We start from the raw sequence: 24,485 nt of genomic DNA, 5'->3' as shown, positions 1-24,485 counted from the left end.
TCCAACAGGCCGCTTTCTTTTTCGATCTCACCGTGTCTCTCCGTCTCATCAACAGGAATTCCATGAAACCCTCGATTTCCGCCTTCATTGGAAAAGCCACCCTGGCCGCTGTCGCCGCCGCGGCCGTGCTGGGCTCCGCCGCCGTCTGCGCCCAGACGCGCGGCGGCACACTCGACGCCATCGTGCAGCCCGAGCCGCCGATGCTGATCCTCGGCCTGAACCAGCAATCGCCTACGCAATACGTCGGCGGCAAGATCTACGAAGGCCTGCTGACCTACGGCGCCGACCTGACCCCGCAGCCATCGCTGGCCAAGAGCTGGACCGTGTCGCCCGACGGCCTCACCTACACCTTCGTGCTGCAGTCCGGCGTGAAGTGGCACGACGGCAAGCCCTTCACCGCCGACGACGTGGTGTTCAGCGCCGACAAGTTCCTGCGAGTGACCCATCCCCGCGTGCGTGTGGTGCTCAACAAGTACGTCGAGTCGATCACCGCCAAGGATCCGCAGACCGTCGTCTTCAAGCTCAAGGAACAGTTCACCCCGTTCCTGGCGCTTTTCGGCACCGACAACATGACGATGCTGCCCAAGCACATTTACGAGGGCACCGACTTCAAGACCAACCCGGCCAACCAGACCCCGATCGGCACCGGCCCGTTCAAGTTCAAGGAATGGAAGCGCGGCTCGGTCATCGTGCTGGAGCGCAACGCCGACTACTGGCAGAAGGGCCTGCCCTACCTCGACAAGATCGTCTTCCACGTGATTCCCGACGCCGCCTCGCGCGCGGTGGCTTTCGAAAAGGGCGACGTGCAGGCGATCCGCGGCAACGATATCGACGGCGTGGACAGCAAGCGCCTGCAGGCCCTGCCCGACGTCGACAGCACCACCAAGGGCACCGAGTTCTATTCGACCATGACCTCGATGGTGATGAACGAGCGCAAGCCGCCGTTCGACAACGTGAAGGTGCGCCAGGCGGTGATGCACGCGATGAACCGCAAGTTCATCGTCAACACCATCTTCTTCGGCCTGGGCAAGGTCGCCACCGGCCCGATCTCCTCGACCACCGCCTTCTACGATCCCAACGTCACGCCCTACGACTTCGATCTGAAGAAGGCCCGCGCGCTGATCAAGGAATCGGGCGTCGACCCCAAGGCCACGCCGATCAAGATCCTGGCCTACCCTTACGGCTCTACCTGGGACCGCCTGGGCGAATACACCAAGCAATCGCTCGAGGCACTCGGCTTCCCGGTCGAGATCGAGGCCACCGACGCCGGCGGCTGGGCACAGCGCGTGTCCAACTTCGACTTCGACCTGACCTTCCACTTCACCGACCAGTTCGGCGACCCGGCCATCGGCGTGGCGCGTTTGTTCCTGAGCTCCAACATCGTCAAGGGCTCGCCCTTCGTCAACAACGAGGGCTACAGCAACCCCAAGGTCGACGACCTGTTCAACCGGGCATCCTCAGAAGGCGACAAGGCCAAGCGCCAGGCGCTGTATTCGGAAGTCCAACGCATCCTGGTCGACGAAGTGGCCAACGCCTACCTGTTCGAGATCAAGGGCGTGACCATGTACCGCAAGAACGTGAAGAACCTGGTCACCAGCGGCACCGGCATGAACGACAGCTGGGCCAAGGCCTACATCGAGCCGCTCAAGAAGTAAGCCCGGGCGGGCACCCGCCCGCCTGTTCGCGCTTTCCTTTCTTTCCATCGGAGTCCGCAGCCGCTCCGGCGTCTTTCGCCGGGGCGTGACGCCCCACGTCCGCACGCCGTCTCCCCATCGGAAATCACCGTCTTGAAATTCCTCACCTTTCTCCTGTCCCGACTGGGCAAGGCGGCGTTCGTCGTGCTGGGCGTCGTCACCATGAACTTCCTGCTGATCCGGCTCGCGCCCGGTGATCCGGCCTCGATCATCGCGGGCGAGTCCGGCTCCAGCGACCCCGCCTTCGTGGCCCAGCTGCGCCAGCAGTTCGGGCTCGACCAGCCGCTCGTCGTGCAGCTCTGGACCTACCTCAAGGGCCTGCTGCACCTGGACTTCGGCTTCTCCTACCGCAACCAGCTGAGCGTGTTCGACCTCATCGTCGACCGACTGCCCGCCACCCTGCTGCTGATGGGCGCGGCCTTCGTCTTCTCCATCGTGCTGGGCATCGCGCTGGGCGTGGCGGCGTCGAAGACCCGCTATGTCAACCGCCACAGATGGCTCGACAGCGTGATCATGTCGCTGTCGCTGCTGCTCTACGCCACGCCGCTGTTCTGGCTGTCGCTGCTGGCCATCCTGCTGTTCTCCGTGCAGCTCGGCTGGCTGCCGGCCTTCGGCATGGAGACCGTCGGCGCCGACCTGCGCGGATGGGACCACGTGCGCGACGTGGCCCTGCACCTGGTGCTGCCCACCGTGTCGCTCGGCTGCTTCTACATGGCGATGTATGCGCGACTCATGCGCAGCTCCATGCTCGAGGTGATGGGCATGGACTTCGTCAAGACCGCCCGCGCCAAGGGCGTGCCGGCGGGCCTGGTCATACGCCGCCACGTGCGGCGCAACGCCGCGCTGCCCATCGTCACCTTCTCCGGCATCCAGCTCGGCCAGCTCGCCGGCGGCGCGGTGCTGACCGAAACCGTCTTCGGCTGGCCCGGCATCGGCCGGCTCATGTTCGACGCCCTGATGCAGCGCGACTACCTGCTGTTGCTCGGCGTGTTCCTGGTGACCTCCGTCATGGTGGTCGTGTTCAACCTGCTCACCGACCTGGTCTACCGCCTGGTCGATCCGCGCATCGAGTTCGGTGCCTGACATGAAGAAATTCCTTTCCCGCTTCTTCGGCAACCGGGGCGCCGCCCTGGGCAGCGCCATCTTGCTGGTGGTGCTGGCGATGGCGCTCAGCGCCTCGCTGTTCTTCGAGAACTCGCCCTGGGCCATGGTGGGCGACCCGCTGCTCACGCCCTTCCAGGACCGCGAGTTCTTCCTCGGCACCGACATGCTCGGCCGCGACGTGGCCGCAGGGCTGGCCTACGGCGCGCGGGTGTCGCTGCTGATCGGCGTGGTGTCCACGCTGGTGGCGGTGGTCGTCGGCGTGCTGGTGGGCTCCATCGCCGGCTACTACGGCCGGCATGTCGACGACGTGCTGATGCGGCTCACCGAGTTCTTCCAGACGGTGCCGCAGCTGGCCATGGCGATCGTGCTGGTCGCGATCTTCAAGCCCTCCATCTACTCCATCGTCGGCGCCATCTCGCTGGTGTCGTGGCCGCCCGTGGCGCGCCTGGTGCGCAGCGAGTTCATGACGCTCAAGCAGCGCGAGTTCGTGCAGGCGGCAGTCGTCATCGGCCAGCGGCCCTCGCGCATCATCTTCGAGCAGATCCTGCCCAACGCCATCTCGCCGATCATCATCACCGCCTCGCTCATGGTGGCCACGGCCATCCTCACCGAGTCGGCGCTGTCATTCCTGGGCCTGGGCGATCGCAACATGATGAGCTGGGGCCTGATGATCGGCGCGGCGCGCACCATGCTGCGCGAATCGCCCTGGCTCAGCGTGCTGCCGGGCCTGGCCATTCTGCTGACCGTGCTGGCCATCAACCTCATCGGCGAAGGCCTCAACGACGCGATGAACCCGCAACTGCATCGCCGCGGCAAGTGAACCCCATGAACACCAACCAACCCCTGCTGCGCATCGAGCGCCTCAGCGTGGCGCTGCCCCGGGGCGGCGACCGTCCCTATGCCGTGCGCGACGTTTCCTTCGATCTGAACGCCGGCGAGATCCTCTGCATCGTCGGCGAATCGGGCTCGGGCAAGTCGATCAGCGCCAACGCCATCATGGGCCTGCTGCCCGACTACCTGCGCCCGAGCGAAGGCCGCATCCTCATGCGCGGCCAGGACCTGCTGGCCAAGCCCGAGCCCGAGCTGCTGGCGCTGCGCGGCAAGGACATCGGCATGATCTTCCAGGAGCCGATGTCCGCGCTCAATCCGCTGATGCCGGTCGGCCGCCAGATCGCCGAGGTGATGGAAGTGCACGGCGCCTACCCCGGCGCCGCACGCCAGGCGCGGGTGCTGGAGATGCTCGACTTCGTCGGCCTGCCCGACGTGCAGACCCTGCAGCACGCCTATCCGTTCCGGCTCTCGGGCGGCCAGCGCCAGCGGGTGATGATCGCCATGGCGCTGGCGCTGGAGCCCTCGATCCTGATCGCCGACGAGCCCACCACCGCGCTCGACGTCACCACCCAGGGCCAGATCCTGGCGCTCATCAAGCGCATCCAGCGCAGCATGGGCATGGGCGTGATGTTCATCACCCACGACTTCGGCGTGGTCGCCGATATCGCCGACCGCATCGCGGTGATGGAAAAAGGCGTGCTGGTGGAACAGGGCGACGCGCGGCAGATCCTCGACGCGCCGCGCCACCCCTACACCCGCCGCCTGATCGGCGCGGTTCCCAGCGGCCGGGCCGCGCCGGCTGCCGCCGGCCAGCCGGTGGTGCTCGACGTGCAGGACCTGCGCAAGACCTACGTCACCGGCGGCGGCTTCCTGTCGGCCAAGCGCGTGGTGCGCGCGGTCGACGGCGTGAGCTTCACCGTGCGGCGCGGCGAGACGCTGGGGGTGGTGGGCGAATCGGGTTCGGGCAAGTCGACCATCGGCAAGTGCCTGCTCAAGCTGCAGGGCACCGACGGCGGCCGGATGCTGTTCAACGGCCAGGACATCGCGCCGATGAGCGAGGCCGAATTCCGGCCGCACCGCCGCCGCATCCAGATGATCTTCCAGGACCCGTTCGCCTCGCTCAACCCGCGCCACAGCGTCGGCAAGATCCTGTCGGACGGCCCGGTCGCCAGCGGCGTGCCGCGCGAGCAGGCCTTGCGGCGGGCGCGTGAACTGCTGCAGCTCGTCGAGCTCGACCCCTCGGCCATCTCGCGCTATCCCAACGAATTCTCCGGCGGCCAGCGCCAGCGCATCGGCATCGCCCGCGCGCTCGCCATGGAGCCCGACCTGCTGGTGGCCGACGAGTCGGTGTCGGCGCTCGACGTGTCGGTGCAGGCCCAGGTGCTGGAGCTGCTGCACCAGCTGCAGCAGAAGATGAACCTGGCCATGATCTTCATCACCCACGACCTGCGCGTGGCCGCCAAGATCTGCCACCGCCTGGCTGTCATGCACCGCGGCCAGCTCGTCGAATACGGCAGTCCGCAGCAGGTGCTCGACCATCCCGCGCACGACTACACCCGCCGGCTGATCGACGCCATGCCGGGCAAATCCTGGACGCCGCCGGTGCCCCTCGCCGCCTGAATCGACCCGCCATGCCTTCGCCCTCCTCCGCCTCTTCCGCCACCCCGACCGGCACCTTCGACTACGTCATCGTCGGCGCCGGCGCGGCCGGCTCGGTGCTCGCCAACCGCCTGAGCGCCGAGCCCGGCGTCACCGTCTGCCTACTCGAAGCCGGCGGCGATGCCCGCGCGCCCTGGCTGCGCCTGCCGGCCGGCTTCATCAAGGCCATCTTCAACCCGGCCTGGACCTGGCAATACGGCTCCGAGCCCACCGCCAACACGCTGGGCAGGCGCGTGCCCATACCGCAGGGCCGGGTGCTCGGCGGCACCAGCTCGATCAACGGGCTGATCTACAACCGCGGCCAGCACGGCGACTTCGACGGCTGGGCCGCGCGCGGCAACCCGGGCTGGAGCTATGCCGAGGTGCTGCCCTACTTCATGCGCTCCGAACGCCACGTCGGCCGGGGCGATCCGGCCTACCACGGCCGCGACGGCGAGCTCGTCACCTCCAGCCTCGACTGGCGCCATCCGATCTGCGACGCCTTCATGGACGCCGCCGTCGGCCTGGGCCTGCCGCGAAACGGCGACTACAACGGCGCCACGCAGGCCGGCGTCGGCTACTTCCAGCGCACCATCGACGGCCGCTGGCGCAGCGGCGCGGCCAGCGCTTTTCTCGACCCGGTGGCGTCGCGGCCCAACCTGGAGATCCGCACCCGCGCGCAGACCGTGGCGATCGAGCTCGAAGGCAAACGCGCGACCGGCGTGCGCTACCTGCAGGGCGAGGCGGGCGGGCCGATGAAGGCGGTGCGGGCGCGGCGCGAGGTCATCGTCTGCGCCGGCGCCATCAACACGCCGAAGCTGCTGCAGCTCTCGGGCATCGGCCCGGCCGAGCACCTGCGTGCGCACGGCATCACCGTCGCCCACGCGCTCGAAGGCGTCGGCGCCAACCTGCAGGACCACTACTCGGTGCGCGTCGTCGCCCGGGTGCGCAACAGCCGCACCGTCAACGAGATGGCGCAGGGCACCGGCCTCGTCGGCCAGGTGGCGCGCTGGCTCGCCGGCCGGCCCAACCTGCTGGCGGTCAGCCCCTCGCTGATGCACTGGTTCGCGAAGTCGCGCCCCGACCTGGCCCAGCCCGACCTGCAGGGTGTGTTCACCCCGGCCAGCTACAAGGAAGGTTATGTCGGCCGGCTCGACAATTTCCCCGGCATGACGGCCGGCGTGTGGGGTCACCAGCCATGGAGCGTCGGCTCGGTGCGCCTGCGTTCGTCGCAGGCACTGGACGAACCCCTGGTGCAGCCCAACTACCTGGAAGACGAGCGCGACCATCCGGTGCTGGTCAGCGGGATCCGGCAGGCACGCGCCCTGCTTGCATCGCCGGCGCTCGCGCACTTCTTCGAGTCCGAGACCATGCCCGGCGCCCAGGCGCAGAGCGACGACGAGGTGCTCGACTTCGCGCGGCGCTACGGCGTCTCGGCCTGCCACCTGGCGGGCACCGCGCGCATGGGCCGGGCCGACGACCCGATGGCGGTGGTGGATGCCACGCTCAAGGTGCACGGCCTGGACGGGCTGCGGGTGGTCGACGCCTCGGTCATGCCGAGCGTGCCGTCGGCCAACACCTGCGCAGGCTCGATGATGGTGGCCGAGAAGGCGGCCGACATGATCCTCGGCCACGCTCCGCTGCCCGCCGCGGGCTTCGTCCAACCCTGACCCGACCGCACCACCCGATGCCTTCCAGATCCCTGCCCACCATCACCGCCGCCGACGTCGCGGGCAACGCCGAACGCGCCGGCATCGTGCTGACCGCTGACCGCGCCGCCGCCATCGCCGCGACCGCCAACCGCCGTGTCGCCGCCTTCCGCCCGGCTCAGGCCACGCTGACCTTCGACGACGTACCGGCCCTGGCCTCGGCCCGCTTCGCCGCGCAGGCGCTGCCGGCGTCAGGCACGCCGCTGCCGGTGGTGGAGACGCCGACCGCCGACCACGCCGAACACGCGATGACGCTGGTGCAGGCGGTGGAGGCCTTGCGCAGCGGTGCCACCACCTCGGTGCAACTCACCCAGGCGGCGATCGCCCGCGCCGAGGCGCATCAAGAGACCTTCAATGCCTTCGTGCGCATCGATGCCGACGCCGCCCTGGCGCAGGCCGCGCGCTGCGACGAGGCCCGTGCGCGCGGCGAGGCGACCGGCCCGCTGCACGGCGTGCCGCTGGCGCACAAGGACATGTTCCATCGCGCCGGCCAGGTGTCGACCTGCGGCTCGAAGCTGCGCCGCGACTGGGTGGCGGGCACCACCGCCGGCGTGCTGCAGCGGCTCGACGCGGCCGGCGCGCTGCAGGTCGGAACGCTGCACATGACCGAGTTCGCCTACGGACCCACCGGCCAGAACGCCTGGCTGGGCGATGCGCGCAACCCGTGGAACCGGGAACACCTCACCGGTGGCTCGTCGTCCGGCAGCGCGGTGTCGGTGGCCTCGGGCATGGTGTTCGGCGCGCTCGGCTCCGACACCGGTGGTTCGGTGCGCATGCCCGCCGCGCTCTGCGGCGTGACCGGCATGAAGACCACGCCGGGCCTGGTCTCGCGCGCGGGTTGCATGCCGCTGTCGCACACGCTCGACACCATCGGCCCGCTGACCCGCACGGTGCAGGACAACGCGCTGATGCTGTCGGTGATCGCCGGCTTCGACGCGGCCGACCCGGCGAGCATCGACGCCACCCGGCTGCCGGGCGTGGACCTGGATTTCGTCGCCGCCGCCGAGCGTGGCCGCGTGCAGGGGCTGGAAGGCGTTCGCATCGGCCTGCCGCGCGGCTATTTCGATCGCGGCCTGAGCCCCGAGGTGGCCGGACTGGTCGATGCGGCGGCGCAGGTGCTGCGCGAGCGCGGCGCAACCCTCGTGCCGGTCGACATGCCCGACCTCGACGCGGTCAACGCGGCCGGCAACCTGATCACCTGGGCCGAGGCGGTCGCGCTGCATGCGCCATGGATGCGCGAGCGCGCCGGCGAGTACGGCGCGCAGACGCGCGGCCGCATCGAGTCGTCGCTGGCCGCCAGCTCGCAGGACTACCTGGACGCCAAACGCCACGCCGGCCGCGCGCTGGCGGCTTTCGTCGCCTCGGTGTTCGGCGCCTGCGACGTGCTGTTGGCACCGGCCCTCGCCTTCGCGGTGCCGAGGCTCGACCAGGTCGACGTCTCCGGCGGCGACGCGATGCTGCACATCCTCGACGAGATCACCCGGCTGACCCGGCCGGCCAACGTGCTGGGCCTGCCGGCGCTGGCGCTGCCCTGCGGCTTCACCGGCGGAGGCGCCAGCACCGCGCCCACCCTGCCCTGCGGCATGCAGCTGATCGGCCGGCCCTTCGCCGAAAGCCTGCTGCTGCAAGTCGGCGCCGGCTACCAGGCCGCGACCGACTGGCACCGGCGCCTGCCGGCCGGCGTCGCGGTCTGATCGACCCGGCATCGGCAAGGTGGCGACGAGCGTGAATTAACATGGCCTTCCCCCCAAAAACCATGAACGACGTTCATTCGACATGCTGGACCGCCATCACCTCGCCGTCATCCAGGAAGTGGAGAGACGCGGCTCGCTGACCGCCGCCGCCGAGGTGCTGCATCTCACCCAGTCGGCGCTCAGCCACAGCATGAAGAAGCTGGAGCAGCACTTGGGCGTGGCGATCTGGCTGCGCGAGGGCCGTGCCCTGCGGCTGACCCAGGCCGGCCAGTACCTGCTGTCGGTCGCCGGCCGGGTGCTGCCGCAGTTCGACCTGGCCGAGCAGCGGCTGCACCAGTTCTCGCAGGGCGAGCGCGGCACGCTGCGCATCGGCATGGAATGCCATCCCTGCTACCAGTGGCTGCTGAAGGTGGTGTCGCCCTATCTCGCGTCGTGGCCCGACGTGGATGTGGACGTGAAGCAGAAATTCCAGTTCGGCGGCATCGGCGCCCTCTTCGGCTTCGAGATCGACCTGCTGGTCACGCCCGATCCGCTGTTCAAGCCCGGCCTGGTATTCGAGCCGGTGTTCGACTACGAACAGGTGCTGGTCGTGGCGCGCTCCCACCGGCTGGCGTGCGAGGCCTTCGTCGAGCCGCGCCAGCTGGAGCCCGAAGTGCTGGTCACCTACCCGGTGCCGGCCGACCGGCTCGACGTGTACACGCAGTTCCTCATGCCGGCGGGCATCGCGCCGCGGCGGCACAAGACCATCGAGACGACCGACATCATGTTGCAGATGGTCGCCAGCGGCCGGGGCGTGGCCGCGTTGCCGCGCTGGCTGGTACTGGAGTACGCCGACGCCATGGACATCGTGCCGGTGCGGCTGGGCCGCCAGGGCATCGCCAAGCAGATCCATCTCGGCGCCCGCGAGTCCGACCTCGGCACCGACTACCTGCGCGCCTTCATCGAGCAGGCGCGGCAGCCGGTGGCGGTGGCGGGCTGATCGATCCGTCCGGCAGGTCCAGCGAATCCACCGTCGCGACGACGCACTCGCGGACCGCCGCCAGCACCCGCTTGTCGACATCGACGGGTCGGCTGACGAAGGCCGACTGGATGCGCGGCGCGTCCGGCAGCGGGATCACCCTGACCGGCAAACCGTGCGCCAGCGTGGGCTCGGCCAGCTGCACCACCGATACGCCCAACCCGCGTGCCACCAGCGCGAGGATGGCCCGGATCGCGTCGAGTTCCAGATTGCCGCGCCGTGCCCGGGTGTGGGCATGCACGTATCTGGCGGCTTGCCGGCCGACGATGGTGTTGGTGTCGTAGCGGATCCATTCGTAGCGCGCGAAGAGGCGCTGCATCGAGGTTTCGGTCTCGGCCGGCGGCACGATCAGCGACAGCGACTGTTGCATCAACGCATGCCAGTGCAAACGCGAACTGCCACCGTTCTCGGGCTGGCTGATGACGGCGGCGTCGAGCTCCCCGGCCTTTACCGCGTGCTGCAATTCGCTGCTCTTGCCGCGACGCATGTGCAACTGCACTGCCGGCCAGTCCTGGCGCAGCCGCGTCAGGATGCCGGGCAGCAGCAGCGGCTGCAGCGACTCCACCATGCCCAGGTGCACGGCGCCGGCCACCCGTATGGATTCAGGCCGCCTCACCGCATCGAGCTCGGCATGGGCGCGCAGCATGATGCGCGCGACCTGGTGCGCCAGCGGCAGCGCCTTCACCTGCAGCCCGGAGCGGTCGAACAGCGGTTGCCCCACGAACTGCTCCAGCCCCTTGATCTGCAAGCTGACCGCACTGGCGGTGAGGTTGCACTCCTGCGCGGCGGCAGCGAGCGTGCCATTGCGCAGCACCGCGTCGAGCACCCGGAATGACTGCAACTTCATGAGGAAAACTTCAATTTTGATGAAGGAAAACGCGATTTTCCCTCACCAACAAAAGTCCTAGAGTTGCCTTACCCCTCAAAAAATCGACGGAGACAGACATGAAGAACAGCAGTCGGGGCATACGCAGGCGCGAAGTGCTGGCCGCCTGTGCGGCCGCCGCCCTGCCGGCCGCCCATGCACAGCAACCCGCCCCGGCCCTGGCCTGGGACGGCCGGCCGGTGAAGCTGGTGGTGGGCTCCACGCCCGGCGGCACCACCGACACCGTAGCCCGCACCATCGGTCAGGAGATGGGCGTGGCGCTCGGCGTGCCGGTGGTGGTGGACAACCGGCCCGGCGCCGGCGGCAACATCGCCGCCGAGGCTGTTACCAACAGCCCGGCCGACGGCCACACCCTGCTGCTGAGCTATGGCAGCTTCACCATCAACACCGTCATCTTTCCGAAACTGCCCTTCGACCCGGTGCGCAACTTCACCCCGGTGTCGATGCTGGCCACGCAGACCGCCTACCTGGTGGTGCATCCCTCGCTGCCGGTGAACAACGTGGCCGAGCTGATCGCCTACGGCAAGGCCAACCCGGGCAAGCTGAGCTTCGGCATCGGCGGCCTCGGCGCCTCGCTGCACATGGCCACGATCCAGTTCAAACAGGAGACCGGCATCGACCTCAACAGCGTGCCCTACAAGGGCACGACGCCAGCCTTGAACGACCTGCTGGCCAATCAGGTCAACGCCATGTTCATCGGCCCGGGCAACGCCCAGCCGCAGATCAAGGCCGGCAAGCTGCGCATGCTGGCGACCACCGCGCCCAAGCGTCTGCCGGACCTGCCCGACCTTCCCACCGTCGCCGAAACGCTGCCGGGCTTCGAGTCGCTGGCCTGGTTCGCCCTGTTCGGGCCGGCCGGCATTGCGCCCGAGGTGCTACGCACGCTCAATGCGGCGGCGGCCCACGCGCTGGAGCAGCCGGCCGTCAAGACACGTTTCGCCAACGATTCGCTGGAGCGTGTCGGCGGCCCGCCTGCGGTGCTGCGTGACTTCGTCGCCCGCGACATCGCCAAGTGGAAGCAGGTCAGCGTCGCCATCGGCGGCAAGTTCGACTGAGTCTTTCCTTTTCTCCCACCCTCCGCTCGCACTGGATCTTTCGATGACACCCCGTCAGCAACTCCGCGCCCTGCTCGCCCGTCCCACCCTGCTCGCCGTGCCCGGCGGCTACGACGCCATCTGTGCCCGCACTGTCGAGCAGGCGGGCTTCGAGGCCTGCTACATGTCGGGAAGCGCCGTGTCGGCGGCGCGCGGCTTCCCCGACTTCGGCCTGCTGACCCTCACCGAGATGGCGCAGGCCGCGGGCGTGATGTCGCAGTCGGTGCGGATCCCGGTGATCGCCGATGCCGACACCGGTTACGGCAACGAGCTCAACATGACCCGCACCATGCGCGAATACGAGCGCGCCGGCGTCTCCGGCATGCACATCGAGGACCAGGTCAGCCCCAAGCGTTGCGGCCATCTGGACGGCAAGGAATGCGTCTCGCGCGAGGACTTCGTCGCCAAGATCCGCGCGGCCGTGGCGGCGCGCCAGGACCCGGATTTCGTCATCATCGCCCGCTCCGATTCGCGTGCCTCGCTGGGACTCGACGAAGCCATCCTGCGGGTGAACCTGGCGCTCGACGCCGGAGCCGACGTGGCCTTCGTGGAGGCCGCCCAGAGCATGGAAGAACTGCGCCAGGTGCCGCGCCGGGTGCACGGCCCCTGCCTGCTCAACATCGTGCGGGCCGGCAAGACGCCCGACCTCACCCTGGCCGAGGGCCAGGACATGGGCTACCGCATCGCCCTGCTTCCCGGCCTGCTGCTCAACACCGCGCTGAGCGCTTTCGACACCACGCTGGGCCAGCTGCGCCAGACCGGCGTGCCGCCGTCGTCGTCCACCACCATGCCGATCGCCGACCGCTTCCGCCGCTTCGGCGCGGACGAATGGAACGCGCTGCGCACCCGCTTCCGACCCGAGCCCGAACCCGCCGGCGTAGGCGAAACCGCCGATGCGGCCTGAGCCGCGCGCGGGCAGACTGACCCGAACCGCATGAGAACGATGGAGACAAGCCGATGAGTTCCACCCCCCGGACCCTGCTCGACAAGATCTGGGCCGACCACGTGATCGAGGAACTCGGCGACGGCTGGGCCCTGCTGCACATCGACCGCCAGTTGCTGCACGACATGTCCGGCTCGCGCGGCCTGCAGGAGCTGGCCGCGCGAGGCCTCAAAGCAGCCTGCCCCGAGCTGACCTTCGCCACGCCCGACCACACCGTCTCCACCGCGCCCGGCCGCCGGGGCATCGACGCGCCGCTGTGGAGCGTGCTGCGCGAAGGCACCGCCGCGCAGGGCATCCGGCTGTTCGACCTGGGCGAGAGCGGCCAGGGCATCGTGCACGTGATGGGGCCGGAACTCGGCTTCGTGCTGCCCGGCACCACCGTCATCTGCGGCGACAGCCACACCTGCACCAACGGCGCGCTCGGCGCCATGGCCTTCGGCGTGGGCGCATCGGAGTTGATGCATGCCCTGGCCACGCAGACGCTGATGCAGCGCAAACCGAAAGCCATGCGCATCCGCTTCACCGGCCGGCTGGCCGAGCGCGTCACCGCCAAGGACCTGATCCTGCATGCCATCGGCCGACTGGGCACCGCCGCCGGCACCGGCTACGCGGTCGAATACGCCGGCGAGCCGATCGAGGCGATGACGGTGGAGCAGCGCATGACGCTGTGCAACCTGTCGATCGAGATGGGGGCCAAGATCGGCATGGTCGCGCCGGACGAGAAGGTCTATGCCTACCTGCGGGGTCGCCGCTTCGCGCCCACCGGCGACACCTGGGACCGCGCTGTCGATTACTGGCGCAGCCTGCCCGGCGATGCCAACGCCGTGTTCCACCGCGACGAAACCCTGGCCGTCGACGCGCTGGTGCCGCAGATCAGCTGGGGCACCAGCCCCGAGCAGGAATGCGGCATCGACGGCCATGTCCCCGCGCCGGAGGAAACCGCCGACCTTGCCCGCCGCGAGGCCTGGCAGCAGGCGCGCGACTACATGGGCCTGGCCGCCGGCGCGCGGCTGCTCGGCCAGAAGGTCGACCGGGTCTTCATCGGTTCCTGCACCAACTCCCGCATGACCGACCTGCGCGACGCCGCCTCGCTGCTGGCCGGGGGCCGGCGGGTGGCGCCGCATGTGCAGGCCTGGGTGGTGCCCGGTTCGGAAGACGTGAAGCGCGAGGCCGAGGCCGAGGGCCTCGACGCCATCTTCGAGGCCGCCGGTTTTCATTGGCGCGAGCCCGGCTGCAGCATGTGCGTGGCCGCCAACGGCGAGACCGCCGGCCCCGCCGAGCGGGTGGTGTCGACCAGCAACCGCAACTTCGTCGGCCGACAGGGGCCGGGTGCGCGCACCCACCTCGCCAGCCCGTTCACCGCCGTCGCCAGCGCGCTGGCCGGCGAGATCGCCGATCCCCGGGAGCTCTGAGCATGACGCCCTTTACCATCGTCCACGGCCCGGCCGTTCCGCTGCTGATCGACAACCTCGACACCGACGCGATCATCCGCATCGACCGGCTCGCCGCCTTCGGGCGGCAGGAGATCGGGCCGTTCGCGCTGGAGACGCTGCGGCAGGATCCGCGGTCGGTGTTGAACCGGCCGGAATTCGCTGCGGCTCCGATCCTTCTTGGCGGGCGCAACTTCGGTTGCGGTTCCTCGCGTGAAGGCGCGGTGTGGGCGCTGGCGGGTTATGGGTTTCGCAGCGTGGTGGCGGAGAGTTTTGGGGACATCTTTTTCAACAACTGTTTTCAAAACGGCGTGCTGCCGATTCGGCTCGAGCGGGCCAAGCTGGAGCGATTGGCTGCCTTGGCGGACGGTGGCGATGCGGTCACCGTCGACCTGGTGGCGCAACGGCTGACGTTTCCCGATGGGAGCAGCGAGCCGATCGTGGTGGATGCGATGAAGCGGGCCGCGCTGCTCGACGGGCTGGACGATGTGACGCGCACCTTGCGGAAGCAGGACGCCATTGCGGAATGGCAGGCGGGGGATCGGGGGAGGAGGCCCTGGGTTTGGGAGGGGTTGGGGGGTGGTGGGCGCACCGGCGGGGGGTGAGGGGGGGGGCCCGGCTGCGTGGGCTGGTCTTTTTTTCTGGGCTTGCTGCTTCTTTCTTCTTTTCTTCTACTGGTCGTAGGGTGGAGCTGGGGGCTTGCGCGCCCCCAGACCCGCGGTAACTTTCTTTTGTTGGGACAAAAGAAAGTCACCAAAGAAAAACCCTTGAAGACGAGCTCGAAGCTCGGTCGGGCCATTGCTTCGCTCGGCCTGGGGAATGTGCCTTCGAACGCTCTAGCGGCAACAGTTTGGACAAGGGTTGATCCAGAGCCATGGCCCCGCTGCGCGGGTCGAGGCTGAGAGGATAAGGACAGGCGACCGCACTGAGCACGTTGAGGGGGCCGCGCTGATTCGATCGCCACGCTCAATGCGCGCCGTGGTGCGACCGGAGCAATCAAATCGCATGCATTCGCCCCGCTCGTCGATGTGGGCCGTGCGCCCACTTCGCGGCCGGCTAGCGGTCCCGTTAAATCTCCCGTTCGACCCGCCAGTGCGGTCTCGGCCCATGCGAGCAACGCGCATGGCGATTGGACGTACGCGGCCCCCTCACTGTGCTCAGTGCGGTCAACTGTTCTTACCCTCTCAGCCTCGACCCGCGCAGCGGGGCCATGGCTCTAGATCAACCCTTGTCCAAACTGTTGCCGTTAGAGCGTTCGAAGGCACATTCCCCAGGCCGAGCGAAGCAATGGCCCGACCGAGCTTCGAGCTCGTCTTCAAGGGTTTTTCTTTGGTGACTTTCTTTTGTCCCAACAAAAGAAAGTTACCGCGGGTCTGGGGGCGCGCAAGCCCCCAGCTCCACCCTACGAACAGTAGAAGAAGAGAAGACAAGCCGACTCAGCATCGGCAAAGTCAAAACGTCAAAACGTCAAAACGTCAAAACGTCAAACCGCGACCTCGCCGCCCTCCTCCCCAGACCAGTAATGCGCCCTGGTCGCATGCACCTTGATCATCACGACCCCAGGCGTCTCGACCCCCTGCTCGAACCAGTCATCGAGCTCCGGCTTCCAGTACTGCTGAAACCGCCCCTTGTCCCGCACCAGCTCCGCCTGCCCCTCGATCGCCACCATGAACCGCTTGCCTCCCTGAAAGGCCAGCGAAACAGAAGGATTGGCCTCGATGTCGGCCACCATCCGCGAGTCTTCCCAGGTGAAGTAATAAGAGTCCCCGTTGTCGTCGACCTCCGAGTTGTTGCTCATCGGCCGGCTGGCGATATTCCCGCCCTCGGTGTGCGTAGACAGCATGGCGACATCGATCTCGGCCATCTGATGGGCCAGTTCGCTGAGCGACTTGAAAGACATGGCGTTTCTCCTGCAAATGGATGGAATGAGAACGCACCAGCCTGCTCGCCCGACTGCCGGCCAAAGGTCAGACAGCCCTCGCATCCGCTGTGGGACGCTACCATCGCGCCCCTATGGAGGAAGCGACCCGGCCCACCACCGACCACCCCTCGTCGCGCTACACCGTCGCGGTGCGCACCCTGTGCGACTTCACCGGCCGTGGCGGTGACCTCGACGCCCGCTTCTCCTCGCCTTCGCCGTCCGCCCTGGAAGGCATCGCCGGCCACACCGCCGTCACCGCGCGCCGGCCTGCGCACTACGAACGCGAAGTCGCCCTGAGCGGCCGCTACGACGCGCTGGCCGTGCGCGGCCGCGCCGACGGCTTCGATCCCGTCGCCGGCCGGCTCGAGGAGATCAAGACCCACCGCGGCGATCTGTCGCGCCAGCCCGCCCGCCAGCGCCTGCTGCACTGGGCGCAGGCTGAGGTCTACGGCTGGCTGCTGTGCGACGCACGGGGGCTCGTGGAGATCGAACTCGCGCTGGTCTATTACGACATCGGCACCGGCGCCGAAACCGTCGTCACCCGCCGGCACAGCGCCGAGTCCCTGCACGAAGCCTTCGAATCGCGCTGCCGACGCTTTCTGGCCTGGGCGCGCAGCGAGCTCGCCCACCGCGCCGCGCGCGATGCCGCGCTGGCAACGCTGCGCTTTCCCTTCGACGATTTCCGCGCCGGCCAACGACCGCTGGCCGAAGCGGTCTACCGCAGCCAGCGCGACGGCCTCTGCCTGATGGCGCAGGCGCCCACCGGCATCGGCAAGACCATCGCGACGCTGTTCCCCGCTCTGCGCGCCTGTCCGCCCGCCGTGCCGACGCAAGAAAGCCGGCCTGGGCTGGACCGAGTGTTCTTTCTCACCGCGCGCACCTCCGGCCGGCAACTGGCGCTGGACGCCCAGGCCGACCTGCGCGCCGCCAACCCGGGCCTGCCACTGCGGGTGCTGGAACTGGTCGCGCGCGACAAGGCCTGCGAATACCCCGACCGCGCCTGCAACGGCGATTCGTGCCCGCTGGCGCGCGGCTTCTACGACCGGCTGGCGGCCGCGCGCGCCCAGGCCGCCGCCAGCCCGGTCGCGCTCGACCGCGCCACCACCCGCGAGATCGCGCTGGCCCACGGCGTCTGCCCCTACTACCTCGCCCAGGAAATGGCCCGCTGGAGCGACCTGGTGGTGGGCGATGTCAACCACTGGTTCGACGGCAGCGCGCTGCTGTTCGCGCTGGCGATGGAGGCCGGCTGGCGCTGCGGCCTGCTGGTGGACGAGGCGCACAACCTGGTGGAGCGCGCGCGGGGCATGTATTCGGCGCGGCTCGACCCGGTGCTGCTGGCCGTCGTGCGCCAGAGCGCGCCCGCGACGCTCAAGCGCCCGCTGGAGCGGCTGCGGCGCGCCTGGAAAGCGCTTGCGCCCGACGATGCCGACGCGACCGGCCGCCGCGAGTTCGACATGATTCCCGCCGGCTTCCTGCGCGCGCTGCAGGACGGCGTGGCCGCCCTCGGCGACACCCTGGCCGAATCCCCCGGCGGCGCCGACACGGCCGACCTGCAGCGCCTGTGGTTCGACCTGCTGGCCTTCGCCCGGCGCGCCGAGGCCTTCGGCGCGCATTCGCTGTTCGACGCCACCCGGCTGCCGGGCCGCACCGGCGTGCAGCTCGACATCCGCAATCTGGTGCCGGCGCCCTTTGTCGCAGCGCGCTTCGCCGCCGCCCGCGCCGCCACCCTGTTCTCGGCCACCTTGCGGCCCGAGCGCTACCACCGCGACCTGCTCGGCCTGCCGGCGGATACCGCCAGCCTCGACGTGCCATCGCCCTACGCGGCCGAGCAGTTGCAGGTGCGCATCGCCCGCCACATCTCCACCCGCTGGCAGCACCGCGAACAATCGCTGCCGGCCGTGGCCGACCTGCTCGCCGCGCAGTTCGAGGCCGCGCCCGGCAACTACCTGGCCTTCTTCAGCAGCTTCGACTACCTGCAGCGCGCCCTCGACAGCCTGCAGACGCGCCACCCCACGATCCCTGTCTGGGCGCAGTCGCGCGGCATGGGCGAGCCCGAGCGCGATGCCTTCCTGCGGCGCTTCGCGGCGGGCGGGCAGGGCATCGGTTTCGCGGTGCTGGGCGGGGTGTTCGGCGAGGGCATCGACCTGCCGGGCGACCGGCTGGTCGGCGCCTTCATCGCCACGCTCGGGCTGCCGCAGGTCAATCCGGTCAACGAACGACGGAAGCAACGACTGCAGACGCAATTCGGCGCCGACCAGGGCTACGACTACGCCTACCTGCTGCCGGGCATGCAGAAGGTGGTGCAGGCGGCCGGGCGGGTGATCCGGTCGGCATCCGATCGTGGCGTGGTGTGGCTGATGGACGACCGCTTCGACCAGCCGCGCCACCGCCGGCTGCTGCCGCACTGGTGGCATGTCGAATCTGTCGCCGGCCCGGCGCTTCGGCCCTGCGCATCGCACGAGACACACGAATAGAAAGATCATGGCTTTCAAGATGCCCCCCGGCCTTTGCCGACCCCGAACCGCATCGGTGCTGGCGGCCGTTCTGCTGACTGCCTGCGCCGCACCGCAGCCGCCACTCGACCCGGCCGTGATCGGCGAGGTCTGGCCCGGCTACGGCATCCTCAAGGGTTACCTGCCGCCGGCGCAGCTGCCCGACAGCCTCGCCCTGCTGCCACGCCCACCCGCCGAGGGTTCGCCGGGTTTCGAAGACGACCGCGCGAGCTTCTTCGCCCTCACCGCGCTGCAGTCCACCCCGCGCGGACCGCTCGCGTTGCGCGACGCCGACCTGACCTCGCCGAACGCCGCCCAGGCCTTCTCGTGCGCGCTGGGCCTGCCGATCGACGCCCGGCAGACACCGCACCTGGCCATGCTGCTGCGCCGCACGCTGGGCGATGCCAGTCTGGCGCCCTACGCCGCCAAGAACGCCTGGCGCCGCGCCCGCCCCTTCACCGTGCTGCGCACGCCGAGCTGCGTGCCGGCCGAAGAAGCCGGGCTGGCGAGCGATGGCTCCTATCCGTCCGGCCACGCGTCGGCCGGCTGGGCCTGGGCGCTGGTGCTCGCGGAAATCGCTCCCGACCGTGCCGACGCACTGCTGCAACGTGGCCGCGCCTTCTCGCAAAGCCGCGCCATCTGCGGCGTGCACTGGAAAAGCGACATCGAGGCCGGCCGCCTGGTCGGCGCGGCCACCGTTGCGCGGCTGCATGCAGAGCCGGTGTTCCTCGCCCAGCTGGCTGCGGCGCGACAGGAGGTGGTCGTCGCCCGGCAGAACCCGCCCGCCCCGGTAGCCGACTGCACGGCCGAGGCCGCCGCGCTGGAAAGCACGCGCGAACTCGCGCCCTGAGCCCATAGCGCCAAGAGCCGACCGTTGCGGGATCGGCACGAAAGACCCGGCAAGCCGTCGAACATTGCACATTTTTTGTGCATTTCGTAGGATCATTCCTACAATTTCGACGACCGTCTTTCCTTATCCCGATCGCCGCCGGCCCCCATGAAGCAGACCCTTTTGCGTTTCCTCAAGACCCGGCGCGCCCTGGCCGCACTTGCCCTGCTGGTGGGCGTCGCCGTCGGCGGCGTCTGGCTCGCCTGGCCCGCCGCGCATTCCGACGCCGGACTGCTGCCGGCGGGGGCCGCGGGCCGCGAGATGGCGCTCGATGCGGCGCCGTGGCAGGAGCACCAGCGCGACGGCGCGGCGCTGCTCGCCGACCTCAAAGCCGGCCGCGTGGAGGCCGTCGGCATCACGCCGGACGCCCTGCTGGTGAGCACCGCCGCCGGCGAGCGCTATTTCGTGCTCGACGGCCGGGGCGCCTTCGCCAACCTGGCGATCGCCCAGGCGCGCGACGCGGCCTCGTCGCCTTTCGAGCTGGCGATGCTGCCGCAGGTCCACGTGGGGCCCGATGCCCGTGGCGGCTGGGACCGCGCCTTCGAAGTCATCCGCGTGCTGCTGAGCCTGCTGCTGCCGGTGGCGCTGATCGGCGTGGTGCTGCACGTGATGCGGCAGGACGTGTTTTCCATGGGCAAGCTGGTGCAGCGGCCGCGCGACATCCGCTTCGCCGACGTCATCGGCGCCAGCGAGGCCAAGGCCGCGCTGTCGGACGTGGTGCAGTTCCTGCAGCAGCCCGCGCGCTTTGCCGCGCTCGGCGCCCACGCACCGCGTGGCGTGCTGATGCTCGGCGGCCCCGGCGTCGGCAAAACCCTGCTGGCCAAGGCGCTGGCGGGCGAGGCCGGCGTGAACTTCATCGCCACCAACGGCAGCGAATTCACCTCCAAGTTCTTCGGCGTGGGCGTGGCCAAGGTCAAGCAGCTCTTCGCCACGGCGCGCAAGAACGCGCCCTGCATCCTGTTCATCGACGAGATCGACGGCCTGGCCAAGCGCAGCCAGGGCAACGGCGCGGCGGAGTCCGAGGGCAACCGCATCATCAACCAGGTGCTGGTGGAGATGGACGGCTTCGCCGAAAACGCCGGCGTGATCGTGATCGGCGCCACCAACCTGGCCGAGAACCTGGACGAAGCCCTGCTGCGCGAAGGCCGATTCGACCGCCGGGTGCATGTGAAGCTGCCCGACGTGCGCGACCGCGCCGACATCCTGCGCCTCTATGCGAAGAAGCTGCCCGCCGCACCTGCGCTCGACTTCGAACGGCTGGCCCGCGTCACCACCGGCCTGGCGCCGTCCGCGCTGGCCTACATCGTCAACCACGCGGCGCTGGTGGCGGCGCGCGAGGACGCGGCCGAGGTCAGCATGGCGCACCTGATGGAGTCGGTGGAAACCGCCCGCATCGGCGAGCGCAACGGCGCCCAGCGCGCCCTGTCGCCCGATGAACTGCACCGGGTGGCGGTGCACGAGGCCGGCCACGCGGTGGTGGCCAGCGCGCTGCACTCGGGCAAGGTCGAGAAGGTCACCATCCTGCCGCGCGGCGGCGCCCTGGGCGTCACCCTGGTCACCCAGGAAGAGGACAAGACGCTCTATCCCAAGAGCTTCATCGAAGCGCGCATCCAGATGCTGCTGGCCGGCCGGGGCGCCGAGCTGCTGCTGCTGGGCGAGGCCTCCAGCGGCGCGGCGCAGGACCTGCAGGAATGTTCGCGCCTGGCGCTGGACATGGTCGCGCGCTACGGCCTGTCGGAGCAGGCCGGGCTCTTCAGCCTGGCCGCCGTGCCGGCGCAGCACGCCGGCGGCCTCATGAGCGATGCGGTCAAGCAGGCCAACGCGCTGCTCAACGACCTGGAAGCCCGCTGCGCGGAGGTGCTGCAGACCCATCTGCACGCGCTGAAGAGCCTCACGGCCGAGCTGCTGGAGCAGGAGACGGTCGAGGGCGACCGGGTGGAAGAGCTGGTGCATCCGGCGCTGCGACGCGCGGCCTGACACCACCCGCCCCCGACCGCGATGGGCCGACCGGCCCATCCCACATTCGTGCAAGTGCCAAGCGCCGCGCCGTCCGCTTTCTGGCAGGATGGCCCGATGCCCCCATCCAAGCTCTCCAGCGGTGCCGGCCCGGGCCCGGCGCCCATCGTTCCCGACGTCCTCGTCTGGTACGGCGCCGCCGACGGATCGCTGCTGGTGCCGAATGCGCACTGGGAGACCTTCACCGGCCAGACCGGCGAGCAATACGGCGGCTGGGGCTGGCTGGCGGCGGTGCATGAATCCGACCGGGAAGACCTGCGCGACCTCTGGCGTGCCGGCATCGAGGCCGGCATCGCCTTCGCCCTCGACTACCGCCTGCGCCGCCACGACGGCACCTGGCGCCAAGTGCGCGCCCAGGCCGCGCCGGTGCACCACTGCGGCGTGCTGCGGCAGTGGGTGGGCTTCCTGATCGACCGCACCGACAGCCTGCAGGCCGCCCGCGCGCTGGAAGCCAGCGAGGCACGGCTGCGCATCCTCGACGACATCGGCCACGCCACCCGGCCGCTGCGCGACCCCGACGACATCATGGCCACGACCGCGCGGCTGCTCGGTCAGCACCTGGGCGCCACCCGCTGCGCCTATGCCGACGTTGAGCCCGACGGCGACCGCTTCACCATTCGCCACGACTGGGCGCAGGCCGGCGCGCCCAGCAGCGCCGGCGTCTATTCGCTGGACCTGTTCGGCCCCATGGCCAGTTCGCAGATGCGCTGCGGCGTACCGCTGGTGATCGAGGACGTCGACCGCGAGGTCGACGAGGAAAGCAGCCGCCGCATGTTCGCGGTGATCGACGTCAAGGCCATCATCTGCGCCGGCCTGGTGAAGGACGGCCGGCTGGTGGCGATGATGGCGGTGCACCAGGCCACGCCCCGCCGCTGGACGCCCGACGAGCTGCAGACCGTGTCGGACGTGGTCGAGCGCTGCTGGGCCCACATCGAACGCACCCGCGACGCCGCCCTGCTGCGCGAGCAGGACACCCGCAAGGACGAGTTCATCGCCACCCTGGCGCACGAGCTGCGCAACCCGCTGGCGCCGATCAAGTACGCGGTGATGCTGGCATCCAAGGGCGCGGTGGCACCGGGCCTGGAGCGGCGGCTGGGCATCATCGACCGGCAGGTCAGCGTGATGGCCCGGCTGATCGACGACCTGTTGGATGTGTCGCGCATCAACCGCGGCCTGATCGAGCTGCATCGCGAGGACACCGACCTGGCCACGCTGGTGGACAGCGCGGTCGAGGCAGCGGGGGCGCTGATCGAATCGCAGCAGCACCGCATCGAGGTCGACGTGCCGCGCGGCATCGTGGTCAACGTCGACCCGACACGGCTTGCGCAGATCATCGGCAACCTGCTCACCAACGCGGCCAAGTACACGCCGGTGGGCGGCCGCATCCAGGTCGAGGCCGAGGCCCGCGACGGCCAGGCGCGCCTGGTGGTGCGCGACAACGGGCTGGGCATCCAGGCGAGCGACCTGCCCCGGCTGTTCCAGATGTTCTCGCAGCTGCGCACCACCACCTCGCATGCGCAGGGCGGACTGGGGCTCGGCCTGGCGCTGGTGCGCAAGCTGGTCGAGCTGCACGGCGGCACGGTGTCGGCGGCAAGCCCCGGGCTGGACAAGGGCAGCAGCTTCACCGTGGAGCTGCCGCTGAGCACGCGGGCCGGGCCGGGCGCGCTGCTGCTGCCACCGGCCGCTTCATCGTCGACCACGCCGACCAAGCCGACCACCAGGCCGCGCCGCATCCTGGTCGTGGAAGACAACGACGACGGCCGCGAGACCCTGGTGGAACTGTTCCAGAGCCTGGGCCACGACGTGCACAGCTCGGCCGACGGCCAGTCGGGCCTGGCGCTGGCCCTGGAAACCGCGCCCGACCTGGTGCTGCTCGACCTCGGCCTGCCCGGCATGAACGGCGTGCAGGTCGCGACCGCCTTGCGCCGCCTGTTCCCGCCGCAGCGCATGGGGCTAATGGCGCTCACCGGCTGGGGCGCGGCCGCCGATGTGGCGCGCACCCGCGCGGCCGGTTTCGACCGCCATCTCACCAAGCCGGTCGAGGTCGACGTGCTGCTGCGGGCGGTCGAGGAAGTGCTGGTCGACGTGGCTTCGAGCGATTAGCGCGGCTCGCCCGACCCGGCCCGGTGCGCCGCCACCAGGCAATCATGGAACAGCTGCGCCGCGCGCGAGGGCGCCGGCGATCGCCGCAGCATGGCGACGAAGCGGCATTCGTAGCGAAAGCGCTTGGGCGCCACCGTCTGCATGCGCCCTTCGCGCTCGAAGGCCTGCGCATAGTGGTCCGGCAAAAAGCCCAGGTAACGGCCCGACAGCACCAGCAGCGCCACCGCTTCCTGGTCGAAAGCCGTCGCCTGGCGGGTGAGCTGCGCGCGGTGCGTCAGCTCCATGTTGGGCGAATGGAAACCGAGGCCGGCGAAGGCATGGTCGCGCAGCTTCGCCCAGGTCAGCCCGGTGTGCGAGGCGCCGTGCAACGGATGGCGCTCGCCGCAATACAGCAGCATGGTCTCGCCGAAGAGGTCGGCATAGGCCAGAGTACGCGAGGCGCGGTGCGCCGGAATCACGCCGACCTGGAAGGTGCCGTCGATCATGCCGCGCTCGATCGCGTTGATCGCGCCGATGTGCACGTTGAGCGTTACCTCCGGTGCCTGCGCCGAAAACCGCGCCATCGCCTCGGCCACCCGCGCCTGCGGATTGGTCGCTGTCTTCTCGAACACCGCCACGTCGAGCTTGCCCGCCATGCGGTGGTGGATGTCGTCGATGCTCCCCCGGAAGGCGTCCACCGAGGCCAGCAGCCGCAGGGTCTCGTCGTACACCCGCTGGCCTTCTGGCGTGAGCGCGAAGCCGGCCCGGCCGCGCCGGCACAGCACCAGCGACAGCCGGGTTTCCAGGTCCTTGATGTGCCGGCTCACGGTCGAAGTACCGATATTGAGCTCCAGCTCGGCCGCCGACATGCCGCCGCACTCCACCACCGCCTTGAACACCTTGAGCAGGCGGATGTCCATATCGCTCAACTGGCCCAGCAGCGCGCGCGATTTTTCTGAAGGCTTTACTTGCATGAACGCTCAAGTGAATTGCGATATCGCGGCATTTTCAGCCGATAAGGCCCGCCGCCACAATCACGAAGTC

General features: G+C 69.5%; 18 protein-coding genes. 15 read left to right on the top strand and 3 right to left on the bottom strand.

The genetic code is table 11. From position 1 onward, the window contains the following. The first annotated feature begins 62 nt into the window (after positions 1 to 62). From R9X41_RS01310 to R9X41_RS01280, 7 genes are all read left to right on the top strand, one after another. Positions 63 to 1,655: an ABC transporter substrate-binding protein gene (locus tag R9X41_RS01310; protein WP_318633099.1), complete on the top strand. Its 1,593-nt coding sequence runs from the start codon at positions 63 to 65 to the stop codon at positions 1,653 to 1,655. Between the two features lie 132 nt (positions 1,656 to 1,787). Beyond that, on the top strand, positions 1,788 to 2,777 hold the full coding sequence (locus tag R9X41_RS01305; RefSeq protein ID WP_318633098.1) for an ABC transporter permease: 990 nt from the start codon (positions 1,788 to 1,790) through the stop codon (positions 2,775 to 2,777). Position 2,778: 1 nt separating this feature from the next. Continuing rightward, a complete protein-coding gene (locus R9X41_RS01300) occupies positions 2,779 to 3,618 on the top strand; it encodes an ABC transporter permease (RefSeq protein ID WP_318633097.1) in 840 nt (279 codons plus the stop codon). Between the two features lie 5 nt (positions 3,619 to 3,623). Beyond that, complete coding sequence (locus R9X41_RS01295; protein ID WP_318633096.1) at positions 3,624 to 5,249, top strand: ABC transporter ATP-binding protein; 1,626 nt, start codon at positions 3,624 to 3,626, stop codon at positions 5,247 to 5,249. Positions 5,250 to 5,260: 11 nt separating this feature from the next. Beyond that, a complete protein-coding gene (locus R9X41_RS01290; protein WP_318633095.1) occupies positions 5,261 to 6,937 on the top strand; it encodes a GMC family oxidoreductase in 1,677 nt (558 codons plus the stop codon). A 17-nt stretch (positions 6,938 to 6,954) separates the two neighbouring features. Then, positions 6,955 to 8,670 carry an amidase gene (locus R9X41_RS01285; protein WP_318633094.1) on the top strand — a complete coding sequence of 572 codons (1,716 nt, stop codon included), beginning with the start codon at positions 6,955 to 6,957 and terminating at the stop codon, positions 8,668 to 8,670. A gap of 82 nt (positions 8,671 to 8,752) precedes the next feature. Further along, the gene (locus tag R9X41_RS01280; RefSeq protein WP_318633093.1) at positions 8,753 to 9,649 is read left to right on the top strand and encodes a LysR family transcriptional regulator; all 897 of its coding nucleotides are present in this window, start codon (positions 8,753 to 8,755) and stop codon (positions 9,647 to 9,649) included. Here the strand turns inward: R9X41_RS01280 and R9X41_RS01275 are convergent. Continuing rightward, positions 9,609 to 10,535 carry a LysR family transcriptional regulator gene (locus tag R9X41_RS01275; RefSeq protein ID WP_318633092.1) on the bottom strand — a complete coding sequence of 309 codons (927 nt, stop codon included), beginning with the start codon at positions 10,533 to 10,535 and terminating at the stop codon, positions 9,609 to 9,611. The genes R9X41_RS01280 and R9X41_RS01275 overlap by 41 nt on opposite strands. Before the next feature lie 98 nt (positions 10,536 to 10,633). Here R9X41_RS01275 and R9X41_RS01270 point away from each other — a divergent pair, with 98 nt between their 5' ends. From R9X41_RS01270 to leuD, 4 genes are read left to right on the top strand one after another with little or no spacing between them, the layout of a single operon-like run. Beyond that, a complete protein-coding gene (locus tag R9X41_RS01270; RefSeq protein ID WP_318633091.1) occupies positions 10,634 to 11,629 on the top strand; it encodes a Bug family tripartite tricarboxylate transporter substrate binding protein in 996 nt (331 codons plus the stop codon). A 43-nt stretch (positions 11,630 to 11,672) separates the two neighbouring features. Beyond that, a complete protein-coding gene (locus R9X41_RS01265; RefSeq protein WP_318633090.1) occupies positions 11,673 to 12,572 on the top strand; it encodes an isocitrate lyase/PEP mutase family protein in 900 nt (299 codons plus the stop codon). 53 nt (positions 12,573 to 12,625) lie between these two features. Next, complete coding sequence (locus R9X41_RS01260; RefSeq protein ID WP_318633089.1) at positions 12,626 to 14,023, top strand: 3-isopropylmalate dehydratase large subunit; 1,398 nt, start codon at positions 12,626 to 12,628, stop codon at positions 14,021 to 14,023. A 2-nt stretch (positions 14,024 to 14,025) separates the two neighbouring features. Beyond that, on the top strand, positions 14,026 to 14,646 hold the full coding sequence (gene leuD / locus R9X41_RS01255) for a 3-isopropylmalate dehydratase small subunit (protein WP_318633088.1): 621 nt from the start codon (positions 14,026 to 14,028) through the stop codon (positions 14,644 to 14,646). An 878-nt stretch (positions 14,647 to 15,524) separates the two neighbouring features. Here the strand turns inward: leuD and R9X41_RS01250 are convergent. Further along, complete coding sequence (locus R9X41_RS01250; RefSeq protein ID WP_318633087.1) at positions 15,525 to 15,941, bottom strand: pyridoxamine 5'-phosphate oxidase family protein; 417 nt, start codon at positions 15,939 to 15,941, stop codon at positions 15,525 to 15,527. Between the two features lie 113 nt (positions 15,942 to 16,054). On the opposite strand from R9X41_RS01250, the gene R9X41_RS01245 reads away from it, so the two are divergent. The 4 genes from R9X41_RS01245 to R9X41_RS01230 all read left to right on the top strand — a co-directional run bounded on the left by R9X41_RS01245 (position 16,055) and on the right by R9X41_RS01230 (position 23,462). Next, complete coding sequence (locus R9X41_RS01245) at positions 16,055 to 18,436, top strand: ATP-dependent DNA helicase (protein ID WP_318633086.1); 2,382 nt, start codon at positions 16,055 to 16,057, stop codon at positions 18,434 to 18,436. A gap of 7 nt (positions 18,437 to 18,443) precedes the next feature. Continuing rightward, entirely contained in the window at positions 18,444 to 19,304 is an 861-nt protein-coding gene (locus R9X41_RS01240; protein ID WP_318633085.1) for an acid phosphatase, read from the top strand. 147 nt (positions 19,305 to 19,451) lie between these two features. Further along, on the top strand, positions 19,452 to 21,320 hold the full coding sequence (locus R9X41_RS01235; RefSeq protein ID WP_318633084.1) for an ATP-dependent metallopeptidase FtsH/Yme1/Tma family protein: 1,869 nt from the start codon (positions 19,452 to 19,454) through the stop codon (positions 21,318 to 21,320). Positions 21,321 to 21,416: 96 nt separating this feature from the next. Further along, positions 21,417 to 23,462: a hybrid sensor histidine kinase/response regulator gene (locus R9X41_RS01230; protein ID WP_318633083.1), complete on the top strand. Its 2,046-nt coding sequence runs from the start codon at positions 21,417 to 21,419 to the stop codon at positions 23,460 to 23,462. Here the strand turns inward: R9X41_RS01230 and R9X41_RS01225 are convergent. Then, positions 23,459 to 24,415 carry a LysR family transcriptional regulator gene (locus R9X41_RS01225; RefSeq protein ID WP_318633082.1) on the bottom strand — a complete coding sequence of 319 codons (957 nt, stop codon included), beginning with the start codon at positions 24,413 to 24,415 and terminating at the stop codon, positions 23,459 to 23,461. The two genes, R9X41_RS01230 and R9X41_RS01225, sit on opposite strands and share 4 nt — an antisense overlap. Between the last annotated feature and the right edge of the window lie 70 nt (positions 24,416 to 24,485).

This window comes from Xylophilus sp. GOD-11R (genome assembly GCF_033546935.1).
Taxonomy (GTDB): Bacteria; Pseudomonadota; Gammaproteobacteria; order Burkholderiales; family Burkholderiaceae_C; genus Xylophilus.
Note: the sequence above shows the minus strand (reverse complement) of the source record. Positions and strands in the feature narration are given on the sequence as shown.